This window comes from Plantactinospora endophytica, assembly GCF_016862915.1.
GTDB classification, from domain to species: domain Bacteria; phylum Actinomycetota; class Actinomycetes; order Mycobacteriales; family Micromonosporaceae; genus Plantactinospora; species Plantactinospora endophytica.
Genome location: NZ_BONW01000042.1, coordinates 36,433 through 50,147, shown reverse-complemented (window position 1 = coordinate 50,147; position 13,715 = coordinate 36,433). Strand labels below are relative to the sequence as shown.

General features: G+C 69.7%; 11 protein-coding genes. 5 read left to right on the top strand and 6 right to left on the bottom strand.

The features are described 5' to 3' along the window. Positions 1-53: 53 nt before the first annotated feature. On the bottom strand, positions 54-1,736 hold the full coding sequence (locus Pen02_RS35205; RefSeq protein WP_203870514.1) for a hypothetical protein: 1,683 nt from the start codon (positions 1,734-1,736) through the stop codon (positions 54-56). Positions 1,737-1,834: 98 nt separating this feature from the next. After that, entirely contained in the window at positions 1,835-2,485 is a 651-nt protein-coding gene (locus Pen02_RS35200; RefSeq protein ID WP_239141810.1) for a M23 family metallopeptidase, read from the bottom strand. Between the two features lie 510 nt (positions 2,486-2,995). Here Pen02_RS35200 and Pen02_RS35195 point away from each other — a divergent pair. Beyond that, on the top strand, positions 2,996-4,483 hold the full coding sequence (locus tag Pen02_RS35195; RefSeq protein ID WP_239141808.1) for an RICIN domain-containing protein: 1,488 nt from the start codon (positions 2,996-2,998) through the stop codon (positions 4,481-4,483). Positions 4,484-4,517: 34 nt separating this feature from the next. Here the strand turns inward: Pen02_RS35195 and Pen02_RS35190 are convergent, their stop codons facing one another. Beyond that, complete coding sequence (locus Pen02_RS35190) at positions 4,518-5,483, bottom strand: ion transporter (RefSeq protein WP_203870512.1); 966 nt, start codon at positions 5,481-5,483, stop codon at positions 4,518-4,520. Between the two features lie 165 nt (positions 5,484-5,648). Beyond that, a complete protein-coding gene (locus Pen02_RS35185; RefSeq protein ID WP_203870511.1) occupies positions 5,649-6,098 on the bottom strand; it encodes a helix-turn-helix domain-containing protein in 450 nt (149 codons plus the stop codon). A gap of 344 nt (positions 6,099-6,442) precedes the next feature. On the opposite strand from Pen02_RS35185, the gene Pen02_RS35180 reads away from it, so the two are divergent. From Pen02_RS35180 to Pen02_RS35165, 4 genes are all read left to right on the top strand, one after another. Next, positions 6,443-7,006, top strand: coding sequence for a UBA domain-containing protein (locus Pen02_RS35180; RefSeq protein WP_203870510.1), 564 nt, complete (start codon positions 6,443-6,445; stop codon positions 7,004-7,006). Next, positions 6,999-8,120: an MAB_1171c family putative transporter gene (locus tag Pen02_RS35175; protein WP_203870509.1), complete on the top strand. Its 1,122-nt coding sequence runs from the start codon at positions 6,999-7,001 to the stop codon at positions 8,118-8,120. Before Pen02_RS35180 ends, Pen02_RS35175 begins: the two co-directional genes overlap by 8 nt. Beyond that, complete coding sequence (locus Pen02_RS42700; RefSeq protein ID WP_275413647.1) at positions 8,107-8,565, top strand: NUDIX domain-containing protein; 459 nt, start codon at positions 8,107-8,109, stop codon at positions 8,563-8,565. The genes Pen02_RS35175 and Pen02_RS42700 overlap by 14 nt, the downstream gene beginning before the upstream one ends. A gap of 201 nt (positions 8,566-8,766) precedes the next feature. After that, positions 8,767-9,978, top strand: coding sequence for a fumarylacetoacetate hydrolase family protein (locus tag Pen02_RS35165; RefSeq protein ID WP_239141806.1), 1,212 nt, complete (start codon positions 8,767-8,769; stop codon positions 9,976-9,978). Between the two features lie 125 nt (positions 9,979-10,103). Here Pen02_RS35165 and Pen02_RS35160 read toward each other — a convergent pair whose 3' ends face one another. Both Pen02_RS35160 and Pen02_RS35155 read right to left on the bottom strand, forming a co-directional pair. Continuing rightward, positions 10,104-11,495, bottom strand: coding sequence for a glycoside hydrolase family 43 protein (locus Pen02_RS35160; RefSeq protein WP_203870508.1), 1,392 nt, complete (start codon positions 11,493-11,495; stop codon positions 10,104-10,106). Positions 11,496-11,946: 451 nt separating this feature from the next. Continuing rightward, complete coding sequence (locus Pen02_RS35155; RefSeq protein ID WP_203870671.1) at positions 11,947-13,566, bottom strand: glucuronyl esterase domain-containing protein; 1,620 nt, start codon at positions 13,564-13,566, stop codon at positions 11,947-11,949. Between the last annotated feature and the right edge of the window lie 149 nt (positions 13,567-13,715).

Here is a 13,715-nt window from a genome sequence, read left to right as displayed (position 1 = left end):
GCACTACAACTCATATGGCAGCCCACACATTCCCTGTGGAGCCCTCGAACGCGCTACCTGAGCACCAGCACCGTGTAGTAGTCGAGCCGGTCGACGGTCACCGAGAGCCGCCCGTGCCGGCAGGACGAGGCCGGCGTCCTCGACCCGGCGAGGTCGGGCGAGACCATGGCGATCCGGCGGGGACAGGACGGCAGGTCGACCCGGACGACGACGCCGGTCTGCGGCACGATCCCCCGGTCGTAGTTGTGGTTGACCAGGTGCACCGTCCGGACGCCGCCGCCGCGCCGGACCAGCAGGCTCGCCGCGACGTTGCCGACGTCGACGCGTACCGGCTGGGTGCCGTGGTCGTTGCCGCGGAACAGCGCCCGGTGGTCGCGGTAGAACCTGCTGTACGTCCTGAAGAACTCCAGCATCCCCAGTTGCTCCGCCGTGGGGTTGCCGACCGTGTCCTTCAGGTGGAAGGCCGGGAAGATCCCGTTGGCGTACGCCTCCGCGCCGAAGATCCGCCAGTAGTCCTGCTTCTCGGCCAGCGGCAGGTTCAGGTAGTCGGTCATCATGTCGTTCGGCCAGTCGATGAAGACCGCCACCGGTACGTCCCCGGCGATCTCCCGGCTCTTCTCCTTGAGGTACCGGTAGTTGGCCTGGAGGGACTTGGCGCCGTCGAGGTGGCCGTCGACCACCGGCACGTAGTCGGCGCCCCGGAAGTCGGGCGTCTGCTCGTCGGGGTTCCACGGGTACATCCCGACGCTGTTGAAGTCGACGTACGGCAGCAGCCCGTTGGAGCTGACCAGGATCTCACGCTGGGCGGTGCGCCGGGCGTACGCCCGCAGTTCGTCGACCATCTCCTTCCAGTACCGGCGCAGGTAGCCGGCGGTGAACGAGTGGTCGTCGGCGTACATCCGGTTGGGGGTGACCCGCCCCCACTCGGCGGCCAGCGGGTTGGCCGGGGTGAGCGGGTCGAGGTTCCAGCCGTTGGCCCGCAGGTGGTCGCGGTAGTTGAAGTTGCCGGTCAGGTCGTCGGCGGGCAGGTCGCGGCGGGGCAGGTTGTCGTCGGTCATGCCGAACCGGGACGTCCAGTCGGCGGCGGTGAAGGTCGGGTACTTCGCCAGCAGGTAGCGGTTGAAGTCGGCGATCGCGTAGTCGTCGAAGCCCTCGTTGCCGTTGAAGGCGTACTTCTGACCGCCGCCGAACCCGGCGTTCACCTCGTCGAGGTTGATCCCGTCCACCCCGCCGTCGATCTGGATCTTCGCCCAGTCCAGCAGGTAGCGCCGGTACGCCGGGTTGAAGATGTTGCCCCGGCGGGCCGGTACGGGGAAGCCGAACTCGTCGTGCGGCACCGGGTTGTTGTCCGCGTCCCGGGTCGACATGTCGTCGAAGATCTCCGGGCTGGCGAAGTCGTGCGGGAAGATGACGCTGGCCGTCCCGCTGCCCATGAAGGTGATGCCCCGGGCGTGGTAGCGCCGGATCTGGTCGAAGTTGTAGTCGGCCGGCTCGTCGCCGCTGGTGGACCACTTGCCGATGGCCCGGATGGTGACGTCCGGGGCCAGTTCGTAGACCTGCGGGTCCTCCTGGTCGACGTCGGACTGGCTGAAGCCGAAGACGGCGAAGTCCGCCGCGCGGGTCCGGCCGTCCCCGGTCGCCGGGGCGGCCGTCGCGGTGCCGGCAGGTACCGTCAGCGTCAGGGCCAGCGCGGCGGCGCAGCGGAACCGACGTCGTGCTCCGGATCGCGGTGCCATCGCGTTCCTCCGTGGGCCGGCCCCGACGGTCCGCTGCCACCGGGGCACGGCGAGCATATGCCCGGCAGCATCAATATAGAAAGCTGTCTATTGGAGTGTCACTGTTGCCCGTCGACGCAGTTGTTGCTCTTCCGGGTGACGGTGTATTCCTCGTCGTCGTGGGTGATGCCGGACGGCGCACCGTCGAAGTGCGCCTCCACCTTCTGCCAGCCCTGGCGCTGCTCGTAGTGCAGGTGTGGGGCGCCGGAGTTGCCGGTGCTGCCGACCTTGCCGATCTGGTCGCCCCGGGCCACCCGCTGGCCGACCCGGACCAGCGGCGGTTCGAGCAGGTGCAGGTACTGCGTCTCCCACTTGCCGCCATGGTCGATCTTCACCCAGTAGCCGCCGCCCCGGCCGCGCGGACCGTCCGGGTTCTCCTCGGTACGGCCGCCCAGCGACCCGTTGATCCCGGCCACGGTGACCTCGCCGTCGTACGACGCCAGCACCGGCCGCCCCCACGCCTCGCCCTCGGTCGGGAACAGGTCGACGTCGAAGTCGTCGTGCCCGGGGTAGGTGCCCAGTTGCCACGTCTCGCCACAGGCCACCGGCAGTTGGAAGCGTGGACGCGGCCCCGGTGGCCGCAGCAGCACCACGACGACCACCGCCACGGCGAGCACGGCCACCACGGCGGTGAGCACCAGCAGGTTGCGGGCGGTACGGCTGCGCTGGCGGCGGCGGGTACCTCGGTGGAGCGGCTGGCCGGTCGTCACCGCCCCGAGGATGGCAGACGCAGGCAACGTGGTGCGTTCCGGGTCGCACCCGCCGGTGAGATCGGGCCTGCGCCACCGCACGGCGTACCGATCGGAGTGCTGCCGAGCCGGCGGCGTGCAGTTACTTTGTTGCATCGATTGACTTAATAGGGTCGCGGGCATAACCTCGCAGATACATCGAGGTAGATCGGTGGCCAGGCAACCACCGTCATCAGCTCGTCGCGCGTCCGGGCCGACGACGGCTGGCAGCCCCGATGACGGCCGACAGATCCCGTCGCGCGGAGCCCTCGCAGCCCGACGTGGGTGTCTCGACGACCGCCGTCGAGCCCCGACACCAGGCAAGGCGGCGTCGCCGGTGCGGTACCCGATCCAGGGCGTCGGCGGTCCCGGTGCCGGTCACGACTGCCCGAACCAGATCACGTTGGCCGTACCCCGGGGTCGGTCGGCGCTCGCGACGAGCGAGTCGTCGTACCCGGCCGGTCATTCCTGTGCGCGAAGAAAGGACAGCGGATGTCCCGACGAGTTCCACCGGTGCTCCGGCGCCTGGCGGTCGCGGCCCTGGCAGCCCTGACGGTGCCGGTCGCCGTCGTGGCGATGGCGGTGCCACCGTCGCAGGCGGCGGTCGCCCCGGTGCACGGTGGGGTGTACACCTTGGCCGTCGCGGCGAGTGGGAAGTGTGTGGAGGTGGCGGGTGGTTCGGTGGACAACGGTGCGTTGTTGCAGCAGGCGGCGTGTGCGTCGGGGTCGGCGCGGCAGCAGTGGCGGGTGGTGTCCTCGGCGGGTCGGTTCAATCTGGTGAACGTGGGGAGTGGGCGATGTGTGGACGTGCCGTCGGGCTCGTCGGTGTCGGGGGTGCAGTTGCAGCAGTGGGGCTGTGGTGACGGTACGAAGGTGAACCAGTTGTGGTCGTTCGCCGGTTCGTCGGCGGCGTCGGGGAAGTACACCGTCGCGAGTGCGGCGAGCGGGTTGTGTGTGAGCGATCGGGATGGTTCGACGGCGGGGAACAATCCGATCGTCCAGGAGACCTGTGCCGATGTCGCCCGGATGCAGTGGGCGTTCGAGCAGGTCGGCGGCAACCCCCAACCCACGCCCACGGGCGGCGGGCGGAACTGGCCGAACACGGCCGACGGCTTCGCGCAGGGCACCACCGGTGGCGCCGGCGGCCAGACCGTCACCGTGACCACCCAGGCGCAGCTCAACCAGTACGTCACCGCCAGCGCCCCGTACGTGGTCCGGGTCGCCGGCACCATCAACATCAGCCCGAAGGGCACCGAACTTCGGGTCGCCTCGAACAAGACGATCATCGGGGTCGGCACCAGCGGCCACATCGTCGGCGGCGGGTTCTTCCTCGGTACCGGGGTCAGCAACGTGATCATCCGCAACCTGACCATCCGCGACACCCTGATGCCCGACGACGACCCGGGCGACGACGCATACGACTACGACGCCATCCAGATGGACACCGCGAACCGGATCTGGATCGACCACAACCGGCTGTCCCGGATGAACGACGGCCTGATCGACAGCCGCAAGGACACCACCAACCTGACCGTGTCCTGGAACCACCTGGTCGACAACAACAAGACCTTCGGGATCGGCTGGACCGAGAACGTCACCGCGCGGATCACCATCCACCACAACTGGTTCCAGAACACCCGGACCCGCAACCCGAGCGCGGACAACATCGCCTACTGCCACCTCTACAACAACTACGTCCAGAACACCTCGTCGTACGGCAACTACATCCGGGGCCTGACCAAGGGCGTGGTGGAGAACAGCTACTTCGAGAACAGCCGCAACCCGTACTACGTCGAGGCCGGCGAACTGGTGAACCGGGGCAACGTCCTGGTCAACAGCCCGTGGGACTCGGGCAAGGTGACCTCGAAGGGATCGGCGTTCAATCCGAGCAGCTTCTACCCGTACACCCTCGATCCGGTCGCGAACGTGCCCGGCCTGCTGCGCAGCTACGCCGGACCGCAGGCGAACATCGGCACCTGAGCGGCGTGGGACGGACGGTCGACCGTCGCCGCCGTCACTTCCGTGCCCCGGCGGACCGGCGTCCGGACTTCGGGCGTCGGCCGCCGGGACGGCGCTCGGCGCTCGGACCGGCGGGCGGCCGGGACTGGCGGGCCAGTTCGGCCTCCAGGGCGTCCAGCGCGGTCCGCAGCTCGCGTAGCCGGGCGCCGACGTCGGACGGCTCCCCGGACGGTGGCGGCTGCCCGTCCGGCAGCACACCGGCGGCGACGGGCGAGCTGGCGGGCCGGGTCGGCCGCTCGGCCTGGTGCGCGTCCTCCAGCGCCTTCAGCACGATCCCGACCAGCAGGTTGGTGAGCAGGTAGGAGGCCATGATGATGTACGAGGCGTAGTAGGGAACGCTCCACTCGGAGACCGCCCGGCCGGCCTCGAAGGCGTCGGTGATGCCGTCCAGGGACAGCAGCAGGAAGAGGGTGAACATGGCCCGCCCGACCGTGCCGTACCGGTCGGGGTACGCCTCGCCGAAGGCCATCCAGCCGACCATGGCGTACAGGTAGATGGTCAGGGTCGCGATCAGCAGGAAGCTGACCAGTCCGGGGAGGCTGCGCAGCACACCGCCGATGACCACCCGCAGACCGGGGAAGAGGCGTACCGCCCGGACGACCCGGGCGAGCCGGACCATCCGCAGCAGGGTGACGTTCTCCCGTACGCCGGGCAGCAGCGGCGCGCAGACGATCAGCAGGTCGAAGAGGTTCCAGCCGTCCCGGAAGAACCCGCCCGGGGCGGTGAGGTGCGCCCCGAACCGCAGCCCGAGTTCGACGACGAAGAAGGCGAGGCAGACGTGTTCGACGGCCAGCAGGACGTGCCCGGCCCGAGCGAGCGCCTGGTCGTAGGTCTCGACCCCGAGCACGATCGCGTTGACGATGATCAGCCCGAAGGACGCGGCGTTGAACCAGTCGGCACCGACCAGCCGGTCGCACCAGGCCGCCACCCGTACCCTGACGGCAGGCCGAGCTTCGTACACGCCGACACGCTCCTCTGTGGATGAAACTGTCGGCGGACAGCGTAATTTGTGCCGTACGTGCCGATGCGGCGGGATGAGGATCTTGGTCTGCGGCCGGCCCGTCAGGTCCGCATGGCCCGGGCGTCGGGCTGCCGGTCGGGTCGCCGGGGCTGCCGGTCGGCCCGGTCAGGTCTGCGCGTCGGGGCCGGAGTCGGGGTCGGCCGGGTCGGGGCGGCTCTGCTGCATCCGGCTGATCTCGTGCACGATCCGGGCCAGCGACTGGCGGGTCGCGGTGTCCATGTGCAGGGCGCGCAGTGCGATGTCCCGGACGTCGGAGTCGCGCAGCGCGGCGGCGAGGGCCAGTTGCGAGTTGACGTCGTCGACCACCTGGTCGTCGAAGAAGTACGCCACCGGCACGCCGAAGAAGGCGGCCAACGCCTCCAGGTGCCGCTTGGTCGGGTTGTCGCGCTGCCCGGTGCGGAGCTGCCAGACGTACGTCTTGGAGAACGTGCCCGAGGTCAGCGCCTCGCAGCCCCGGGCGACCTCGTCGTAGCTGTACTCGCGCCCCTTCGGCCGCACCGCCTTGAACAGATGATCGATCCGGCTGGCCAGCGGGCCGCCCTTCGGCTCGGCCACCGCTATCGCCAGCGTTCGCTAGCGTGGACACCTGCCATGGTGGACACGGTATCACCGTCGCGACCTGCGGTTGATATCGGATTGTCTGCGTGCTGGCCGTTAGCTAGTGTGGACGAAGTCCGGCACATCTGTCCACACGGGCGTCGGCCAGCATCGTCAGCACGGGGGTGTCCGATGCTGGCCGGTAAACCTCGCTGTGCTGCCGCTTTGCGCTTCGCGCCGTTATGACCTATGGTTCCTATTCGATGTAGCCGACTCCTTCCCCCGTGGGAGCCGGCTACATCGCTTTCGAGATCCTTTCGCCCTGAGCGATCCTCGCCGTGCGCGGCCATGGGGAGTCCACGATGATCCTCCCTGTTCGTCAATGGAAAGCCGCCTGGCGCTTCAGGCGGCTCCGACGCCGCTGCACCGCCCGGCTCGCCGCCCTGCGACTGCCCGCCACCGCGAGCATGGAGACGCTCTGCGAGCAGATCGGCCGGCAGCGCAACCGTCCGATCCGGCTGCTGCCGATGCCGCTGCACGAGGCGCGGCCGTGCGGCATCTGGCTGGCCCTGCCCGACGCCGACCTCATCGTCTACGAGGCCAACACCACCCGGATGCACCAGGACCACATCGTCGCCCACGAGTTGGCCCACGTCGTCTGCGGCCACTCCGTGCTCGGCGACGACCGGCCGTTCGACCCCCGTCAACTCTTTCCCGACCTGGATCCCGGGCTGGTGCGTACGCTGCTCGGGCGCAGTCACTACTCCGACGCACAGGAGCGGGAGGCCGAGGTGCTGGCGTCGCTCCTGCTCAGCCGGGTCGACCGGACCCCCGCCGACCACGGCGACGACGACACGGCGCTCACCATTCGGCTCAAAGCGGCCCTGCTGGCCCCCGACAACCGAGGACGGCGTACCGATGCATGACCTGATCTACGGGCTCGGCGCGCTCGCGGGCTGGATCGCCTTCACCTACAAGGTCAACCACCTGCGGCAGGACTGGTCGAACACGGCGCTGCGCGCCATGGTCGCCGCCTTCGTCTTCTCGGCGGTGGCGTTCACGCTCACCGTCGGGCCGGTCTACCAGCCGATCGACGCCGCGCTGGGCGTGCCCAACCTGACGAAGTTGTTCATCCACTCCAGCATGGTGCTGTTCAGCGTGTGCGTGCTGCACCTGCTGGCCTTCTGGCAGTACCCCGCGCCCCGGGCCCGACAGCGCGCCCGGGTGTACTGGGCGGTCGGGCTCGTGGTTGTCGCCGCCATGTCGGCGCTGATCGTCATCGCACCGGTGCACGACGAGTACACGATCCACTTCTGGAAGACCCACGCCGGCGAGACGCTGATGCTCTGGTACCTGGTGATGTTCCTGGTGGCACTCAGCGCCGGGCTGCTCGCGATCGCGTACCGGTCGTGGCGGTTCGCCGCGCTCACCAGCGAACTGCCGTGGCTGCGCCGTGGACTGCGGGTCACCGCCCTGGGTGCGCTGATCAGCTTCGGGTACTGCGTCTGCCGGGGCGGCTACCTGATCCTGACGAGCGTCGACATCCGGGTCGATCCGCTCGTCGACATCGCCCAGCCGTTCGCCAGCGTGGGCCAGATGGTCTTCTTCGCCGGGCTCACCATGCCGAGCTGGGGTCCGAAGACCCGGGTCGACCAACTCAGCGCCTACCGCGCGCTCGAACCGCTCTGGTCGGCCCTGCACGACGCGTTCCCGGAGATCGCACTGCACTCGCCCGCCGACGGTGACTCCATCGCGGTCGGCGACGTGAACTACCGGCTCTACCGGCGGATGGTGGAGATCTGGGACGGCTATCTGGCGCTGCGGCCGTACCTGCCGGCCTCGGCGGCGTCCGGCTCGGGCGAGCCGGCGGAGACCGCCCGGGCGATCGCCGAGGGACTCCGTAACCGGCAGCAGGGGCACCGGCCGGCGACCGTGTTGCCGGACCGGCCGCCGGGCGTCCGGGACAACGAGTTGACCTGGCTCGTCGAGGTGAGCCGGTCGTTCGCCACGGTACGGGCGGCGGAACTTGACCACGCCTGAGCCGGTACCCGCCCGGCCCCGGGTGTCGTCCGGCGCCGCCTTCTTCAACGACGACGGCCGGATCCTGTTGGTGGATCCGACGTACAAGAAGTTCTGGAACCTGCCGGGTGGCGGCGTCGACGCCGGTGAGACACCTCGGGCGGCCTGCGTCCGGGAGGTACGCGAGGAACTCGGGCTCGACGTGCCGGTCGGCCCGCTGCTGGTGGTCGCCTGGACGGCCGCCGGCCCGGACGGGAAGCTCTACTTCGTCTTCGACGGCGGGGTACTGCCGCCGGACCGGCAGGCGGCGATCGTGCTCGATCCCGGAGAACTCGCCGAACACGCCTTCGTGTCGCCGGAGCAGGCCCGGTCGCTGCTCTCGGAGCCGCAGTACACCCTGTTGGCGGAGGTGCTGCGAGCCCGTGCCGAGGGCGCGACCCGGTACGTCGAGCTGGCCGGGATCTGACCTCGGCCCGGCGCCTCCGACCGGCCAGGAACGTCCCGCCGAACGCACCGGATCGGGCCGTCCTCGCCGAACGCCTCGTCGATGCGGCGCCCGGCCGCGCGATATCCTGGCCCGCCGCGCACCCGCCGTGTGCATGTTCCGGGACGCCGTCCGCGACCTCCGGCTCGGCCGAGCGGCCCGCCTCGACCTGGGAGACGGCTCGTGACCCTGCTACCGCCCGAGGCGCCCGGCGCCGAGTCGAACTGGTTCGGAACGGCTGCGGACATGCTGCCGGACGATGCCGCGGAGAGTGTCCTGATCGGCCGGATCTGGGATCCCGCCGCCGGAGGACCGTCGCCGGTGCTGGTCCGGGACGGCGACGTGTTCGACCTGAGCGCCGACTTCCCGACCGTCCGGGACATCTGCGAACTGCCCGACCCCGCCGCCGTGGTCGCCGGTCTTGACGGCCGGCGGGTCGGCAGCCTGGCGCAGGTACTGGCCAACACGGGTGTCGCCGACCGGGATCCAGGTCGGCCGTGGCTGCTCGCCCCGGTCGACCTCCAGGCGCTCAAGGCGGCCGGGGTGACCTTCGCGGTCTCGATGATCGAGCGGGTCATCGAGGAGCGGGCGCGCGGCGACCTGGCGCGGGCGGCGGAGATCCGGCAGCGGATCCTGGCCGAGGTCGGCGCCGACCTGCACGCCCTGACGCCGGGCTCGGCGGAGGCGGCCCGGTTGAAGGAACTGCTGGTCGCCGAGGGGATCTGGAGCCAGTACCTGGAGGTGGGGATCGGGCCGGACGCCGAGATCTTCACCAAGGGGCAGATCCTCTCCGCGATGGGAACCGCCGTCCCGGTCGGGGTGCTGGCCGCGTCGACCTGGAACAACCCCGAGCCCGAGGTGGCGCTCGTGGTGCAGTCGAGCGGGCGGATCGTGGGTGCGACCCTGGCCAACGACGTGAACCTGCGGGACGTCGAGGGGCGCTCCGCGCTCCTGCTGCCGAAGGCCAAGGACAACAACGCGTCGTGCGCGCTCGGCCCGCTGGTCCGACTCTTCGACGACCGGTTCGACCTCGATCGGGTACGTCGGCTGGAGGTGGCGCTGGAGATCGAGGGCGAGGACGGCTTCCGCCTCGGAGCCGTCTCGGACATGACGCTGATGTCACGCGACCCGGAGTCCCTGGTGGAGCAGTTGACCGGCCCGCAGCACCAGTACCCGGACGGCGCGGTGCTGATGCTGGGCACCATGTTCGCGCCGATCCAGGACCGGGACCGGCCGGGGGAGGGGTTCACGCACAAGGTCGGCGACGTGGTCCGGATCAGCTCGCCGCCGCTCGGCACCCTGGTCAACCGAGTCCGGTACGCGGAGGACTGCGCGCCCTGGGACTTCGGGGTCCGCGACCTGATGGGCAGCCTCGCCCGGCGAGGACTGCTCTGAGCTGCCGCTGTCGGCCCGGTCGGGCGCCGGGAGCCAGGGCGTCCCGATCCGGGCGTCGGGTGTGCGGCTCGGCTTCGCGGGCCGGACGACCGGGGTCTCGACCGGCCCGCGCCTGGTGGTGGTCGCTAGGAGGTGACCCGGAAGGTGGCGTCCTGCCGGTCCGCCGTCGCGGAACTCGCACCGAGCGGATCGATCCGCAGTAGATAGCCGGCGTGCCGTAGGTAGTGGGTGGGGAAGTTGTACGAGCGGAACGAGGTCCAGGCCGAGTCCGCCAGGCCGGCGGTGCGGTGGAACGTGGCGTCGGCCCGGAAGGTCGCGCTGTTGTCGTTGGGGTCGAGCCGGATCGCGTAGTTGACGTGCCGCAGGTAGCTGCCGGGGCGGTTCACCGACTCGAACGACACCCCGGCCGGGTCGGCGAGGCCGGCGACCATCCGCCAGAGCTGGTCCTGGTACGGGTCGAACGGGTACGGGTCGATCCGGCCGACCAGGTTCGCGTGCCGTACGAAGTAGTCCGGCAGGTTGGACGACTTCAGCCGTACCCAGTTCGGCGCGCCCCAGCGGGAGACGAGGCCGTTGTACTCGGCGTCGGTGATACCGAGGATCGAGCCGTGTTTGGCGTTCAGCGGCGGCGTGTAGTCACGTTGGTTGAGCTGGCTCCACGCGTTGGCGGTGATGTTCCCCGACGACCAGGCGTAGTAGTCCGCGTTGACCGGGCTGAACGAGTCGCCCCACAGCCACCATCCGGCGCCGTCGTTCCGCTTGACCAGCAGCGGCGCCTCCATCGCGTTGCCCTGCCGCAGGCCGCTGGTGTAGGTGGTGAAGCTGTTCGGGGCGCCGGTGGAGGACCGCGCGCCGTAGAGGTTCCCGTTCGAGAGGTTCTTGTAGTACAGGTAGGTGGTGCCGCCGTCGACGACGATGTCGCCGTCGAGGACGGCGAAGCCCGGGCTGAAGTAGACCTGCGGCGAGCTGACGGTACGGAAGTCGGTCGTGTAGTTGACCATGAACACGTCCTGGCCGCCGTTGACGGCGGAGTAGACGATGCCGTACTGCCCCCGGGAGGCGTCCCAGAAGACCGTCGGCGCCCAGGTGTGCGTGTTCAGGGTGTGCATGCGGATCCGGCGGTAGCCGGTGAAGGCGGTCAGGTTCGTCGAGTCCCAGACGTGCAGGTACTGGCTGTTGCGGCTGAAGTCGGTGCCGCGCAGGTCGGTGGCGACCACGACGAACGTGCCGTCCTGCTTGCGGAACACGAACGGGTCGCGTAGGCCGAGTTCGCCTGCGGTGGGGGTGACGACCGGGTTGTTCTGGTTCAGCGGTGTCCAGTTCAGACCGTCCCGACTGACCGCGACGTGCAGGCCGTAGTCGGCGCCCTGGAACTGTGGCGACTCGGTGAAGTAGGTCATGACGTACGCGGTGTAGGTCGCCGCGGAGGCGGCTCGCGGGTGCAGGGCCAGGCCGGTGGCGGTGGCCGCGGCGGAGGCGGTCACGCCCAGGGTGAAGGCTCGTCGGCTCAGTGGCACGGTGTCGACCTTTCTGACCGGTGGTCGATGGTGGTGTGGTGCGGCTACGGCGGCCGGCTCGTCCGGGTGGTGCCGGTGGCGGCGGCAGCCCCGGGCGCGTCGTGGACGAGCGGCGCGGCCGGCGCGACGGCGCTGTGATCATTCATAGGTGAGTGTTGATGTGAGCGGTAACATATCGTGCGGGAGGTCGCTCCGCAAGCCCTAGAACAGGCGACGCCAACACGCATCTCGCGCGCTGTTAGCGCTCTCATCGTTGACGTGCCTTCCTGGTGGACGGGCCGGCTCGACCAGACCAGATCCACCGGTGGCGTCACCTGAGGAAAGGGCTCCGCGATGTTCCGTACCACCAGAGGTTCACCGTCACCACCTGGCTGGCGGGTGAACTGGACGGGGCCCGCTGCGGAGGCGAACACCTCCGCACCGGGCCCCGGGAAACTCGGCGGACGCGGACCTATCTGGCCGCGCAGGTGGGCGCCATTCCAGCACCGGTACCGCTGCTCTGGAAACCGAACTCGGTCGACTGACCGGCGGCGATGTTGCCGTTGAAGCTGACGTTGGTGAACTGGACCGCCCCGGTGTTCCCGCTGCGGTTGGTGTTCCAGGCGTTCGAGATGGTGGCGCCGGACGGCAGGGTCACGGAGACCGTCCAGCCGCTTACCGGCGCGGAGCCGGCGGTGACCCGTACCGTGGCGACGAAGCCGCCGGTCCACTGGTTGATCGACACCGTCGCCGAGCAGGCGCCGCCGGCCGGTGGCGTGGTCGGGGGCCGGGTGGTGGGCGGGGTCGTCGGGGGCGTGGTGGGCCCGGTGGTCGGGGGAGTGGTGGGCGGGTTGGTCGGCGGGGTGGTCGGGCCGTCGGCGAGGGTCGGGGTCTGCCAGTCCCGCCACTCGGCCAGGTTGCCGGCCTTCCGGCTGGAGATCCGCATCGTGCCGGCGGCGTTGCCCGTCTTCAACAGGAACTTCTGGAGGAACTGCTGCATCGGCGTACGCCACTCCGGCCGGACCGCGCAGTGGGTGCCGTCCTGGACGTCGGACCAGTAGGTGATGTTGTCACCGGCACCGAGCGCCTTGTAGACCTCGGCCCCACCCAGGGCGGCCACGCTCCCGGACCGGGCGCCCAGCCAGTCGATGGACGGGTTGTCCATGATGAACAGTCCGCGCGGTGCGATCATGCCCACCATCTGGTGGGTGTCGATCGGCAGGGTGTTCGGGCTGCCGGTGAAGGAGCTGAACGCGTCTCCCAACCACGGTTGCTCGGAGTAGGCGCTGCTCAACGGCTGGGCGCCGCTCTCCCCGGCGATCGCACGGAAGGCGCCGACCCCGCCACTGCCCGACTCGACCGGCATGGTCAGCGCGATGCGCTGGTCGAAGACGCCGATCGTGAAGGCGCCCTTGCCGTACCGGGAGCAGCCGGTGACGCCCATCGCGTCGGCCTTGATGATGTTGCCGCCGGACTGCTCGATCACGTCGATGATCCGGCTGACCCCCCAGGCCCAGGCCATCAGGATGCCGGTGCTGCTGGAAGCGCCGTAGATGCTGTAGAACGCGCCCTGCTTGTTGTTCCGGGGGGTGCCCTCCCGACCGACGGCGAGCGGGTCGTAGTTGATGACGGCGACCCCGGCGGACCTGATGGTGGCGGTGTCCGCGCCGAAGCCGCCCACGACCACGACGGCCGGGAACGGGCCGGTACCGCTCGGCAGTTGGACACTCGCCGAGAAGCTGGCGCTCCTGCCCTGGTCGGACACGTTCACCGTGATGCTGGAACTCGACACGGTGCCGCTGACGGTCGCCGGCTTGGCCGGCTTCTGACCGTAGACGGTCCGTTCCGCCAGCTCTCGGATCTCCGCCCGCCGGCAGCGCCAGTCGGACTTGCTGGAGATGCGCGTACCGTCGATCTTCCGGAAGGGGTCCGGCAGTCTGGAGTTCGACGTCTGCGGAGCGTTGGGCACCGGACAGTCGGCGCCGTCGTCCTCGACGCCGGCCGCGAGGATGCCGGCGGCGGCTTCGGCGGTGGTGGTTTTCGCTACTACAGTTACCGCTCCGACCACCGTGAGGGCGGCTACCGCCAGCATGACGAGCGCGGAACGGACCTTAGAGCAGCCCGAGCTGATGGCCACTAGGGCTCTCCTTCCGGGTGGGGTGATGGCTGCGACGACAGAAATCGATGATCGCCGATGTCGACACTGATAAGTTTCAATCACAACAATGAAACGTGTCAATG

Bases quoted from the DNA above. Each gene is read 5' to 3' on its own strand.
- Pen02_RS35155 (WP_203870671.1), bottom strand. From the start codon at position 13,566: ATGCTGGCGGTAGCCGCCCTCACGGTGGTCGGAGCGGTAACTGTAGTA.
- Pen02_RS35195 (WP_239141808.1), top strand. From the start codon at position 2,996: ATGTCCCGACGAGTTCCACCGGTGCTCCGGCGCCTGGCGGTCGCGGCC.
- Pen02_RS35180 (WP_203870510.1), top strand. From the start codon at position 6,443: ATGATCCTCCCTGTTCGTCAATGGAAAGCCGCCTGGCGCTTCAGGCGG.
- Pen02_RS35175 (WP_203870509.1), top strand. From the start codon at position 6,999: ATGCATGACCTGATCTACGGGCTCGGCGCGCTCGCGGGCTGGATCGCC.
- Pen02_RS35205 (WP_203870514.1), bottom strand. From the start codon at position 1,736: ATGGCACCGCGATCCGGAGCACGACGTCGGTTCCGCTGCGCCGCCGCG.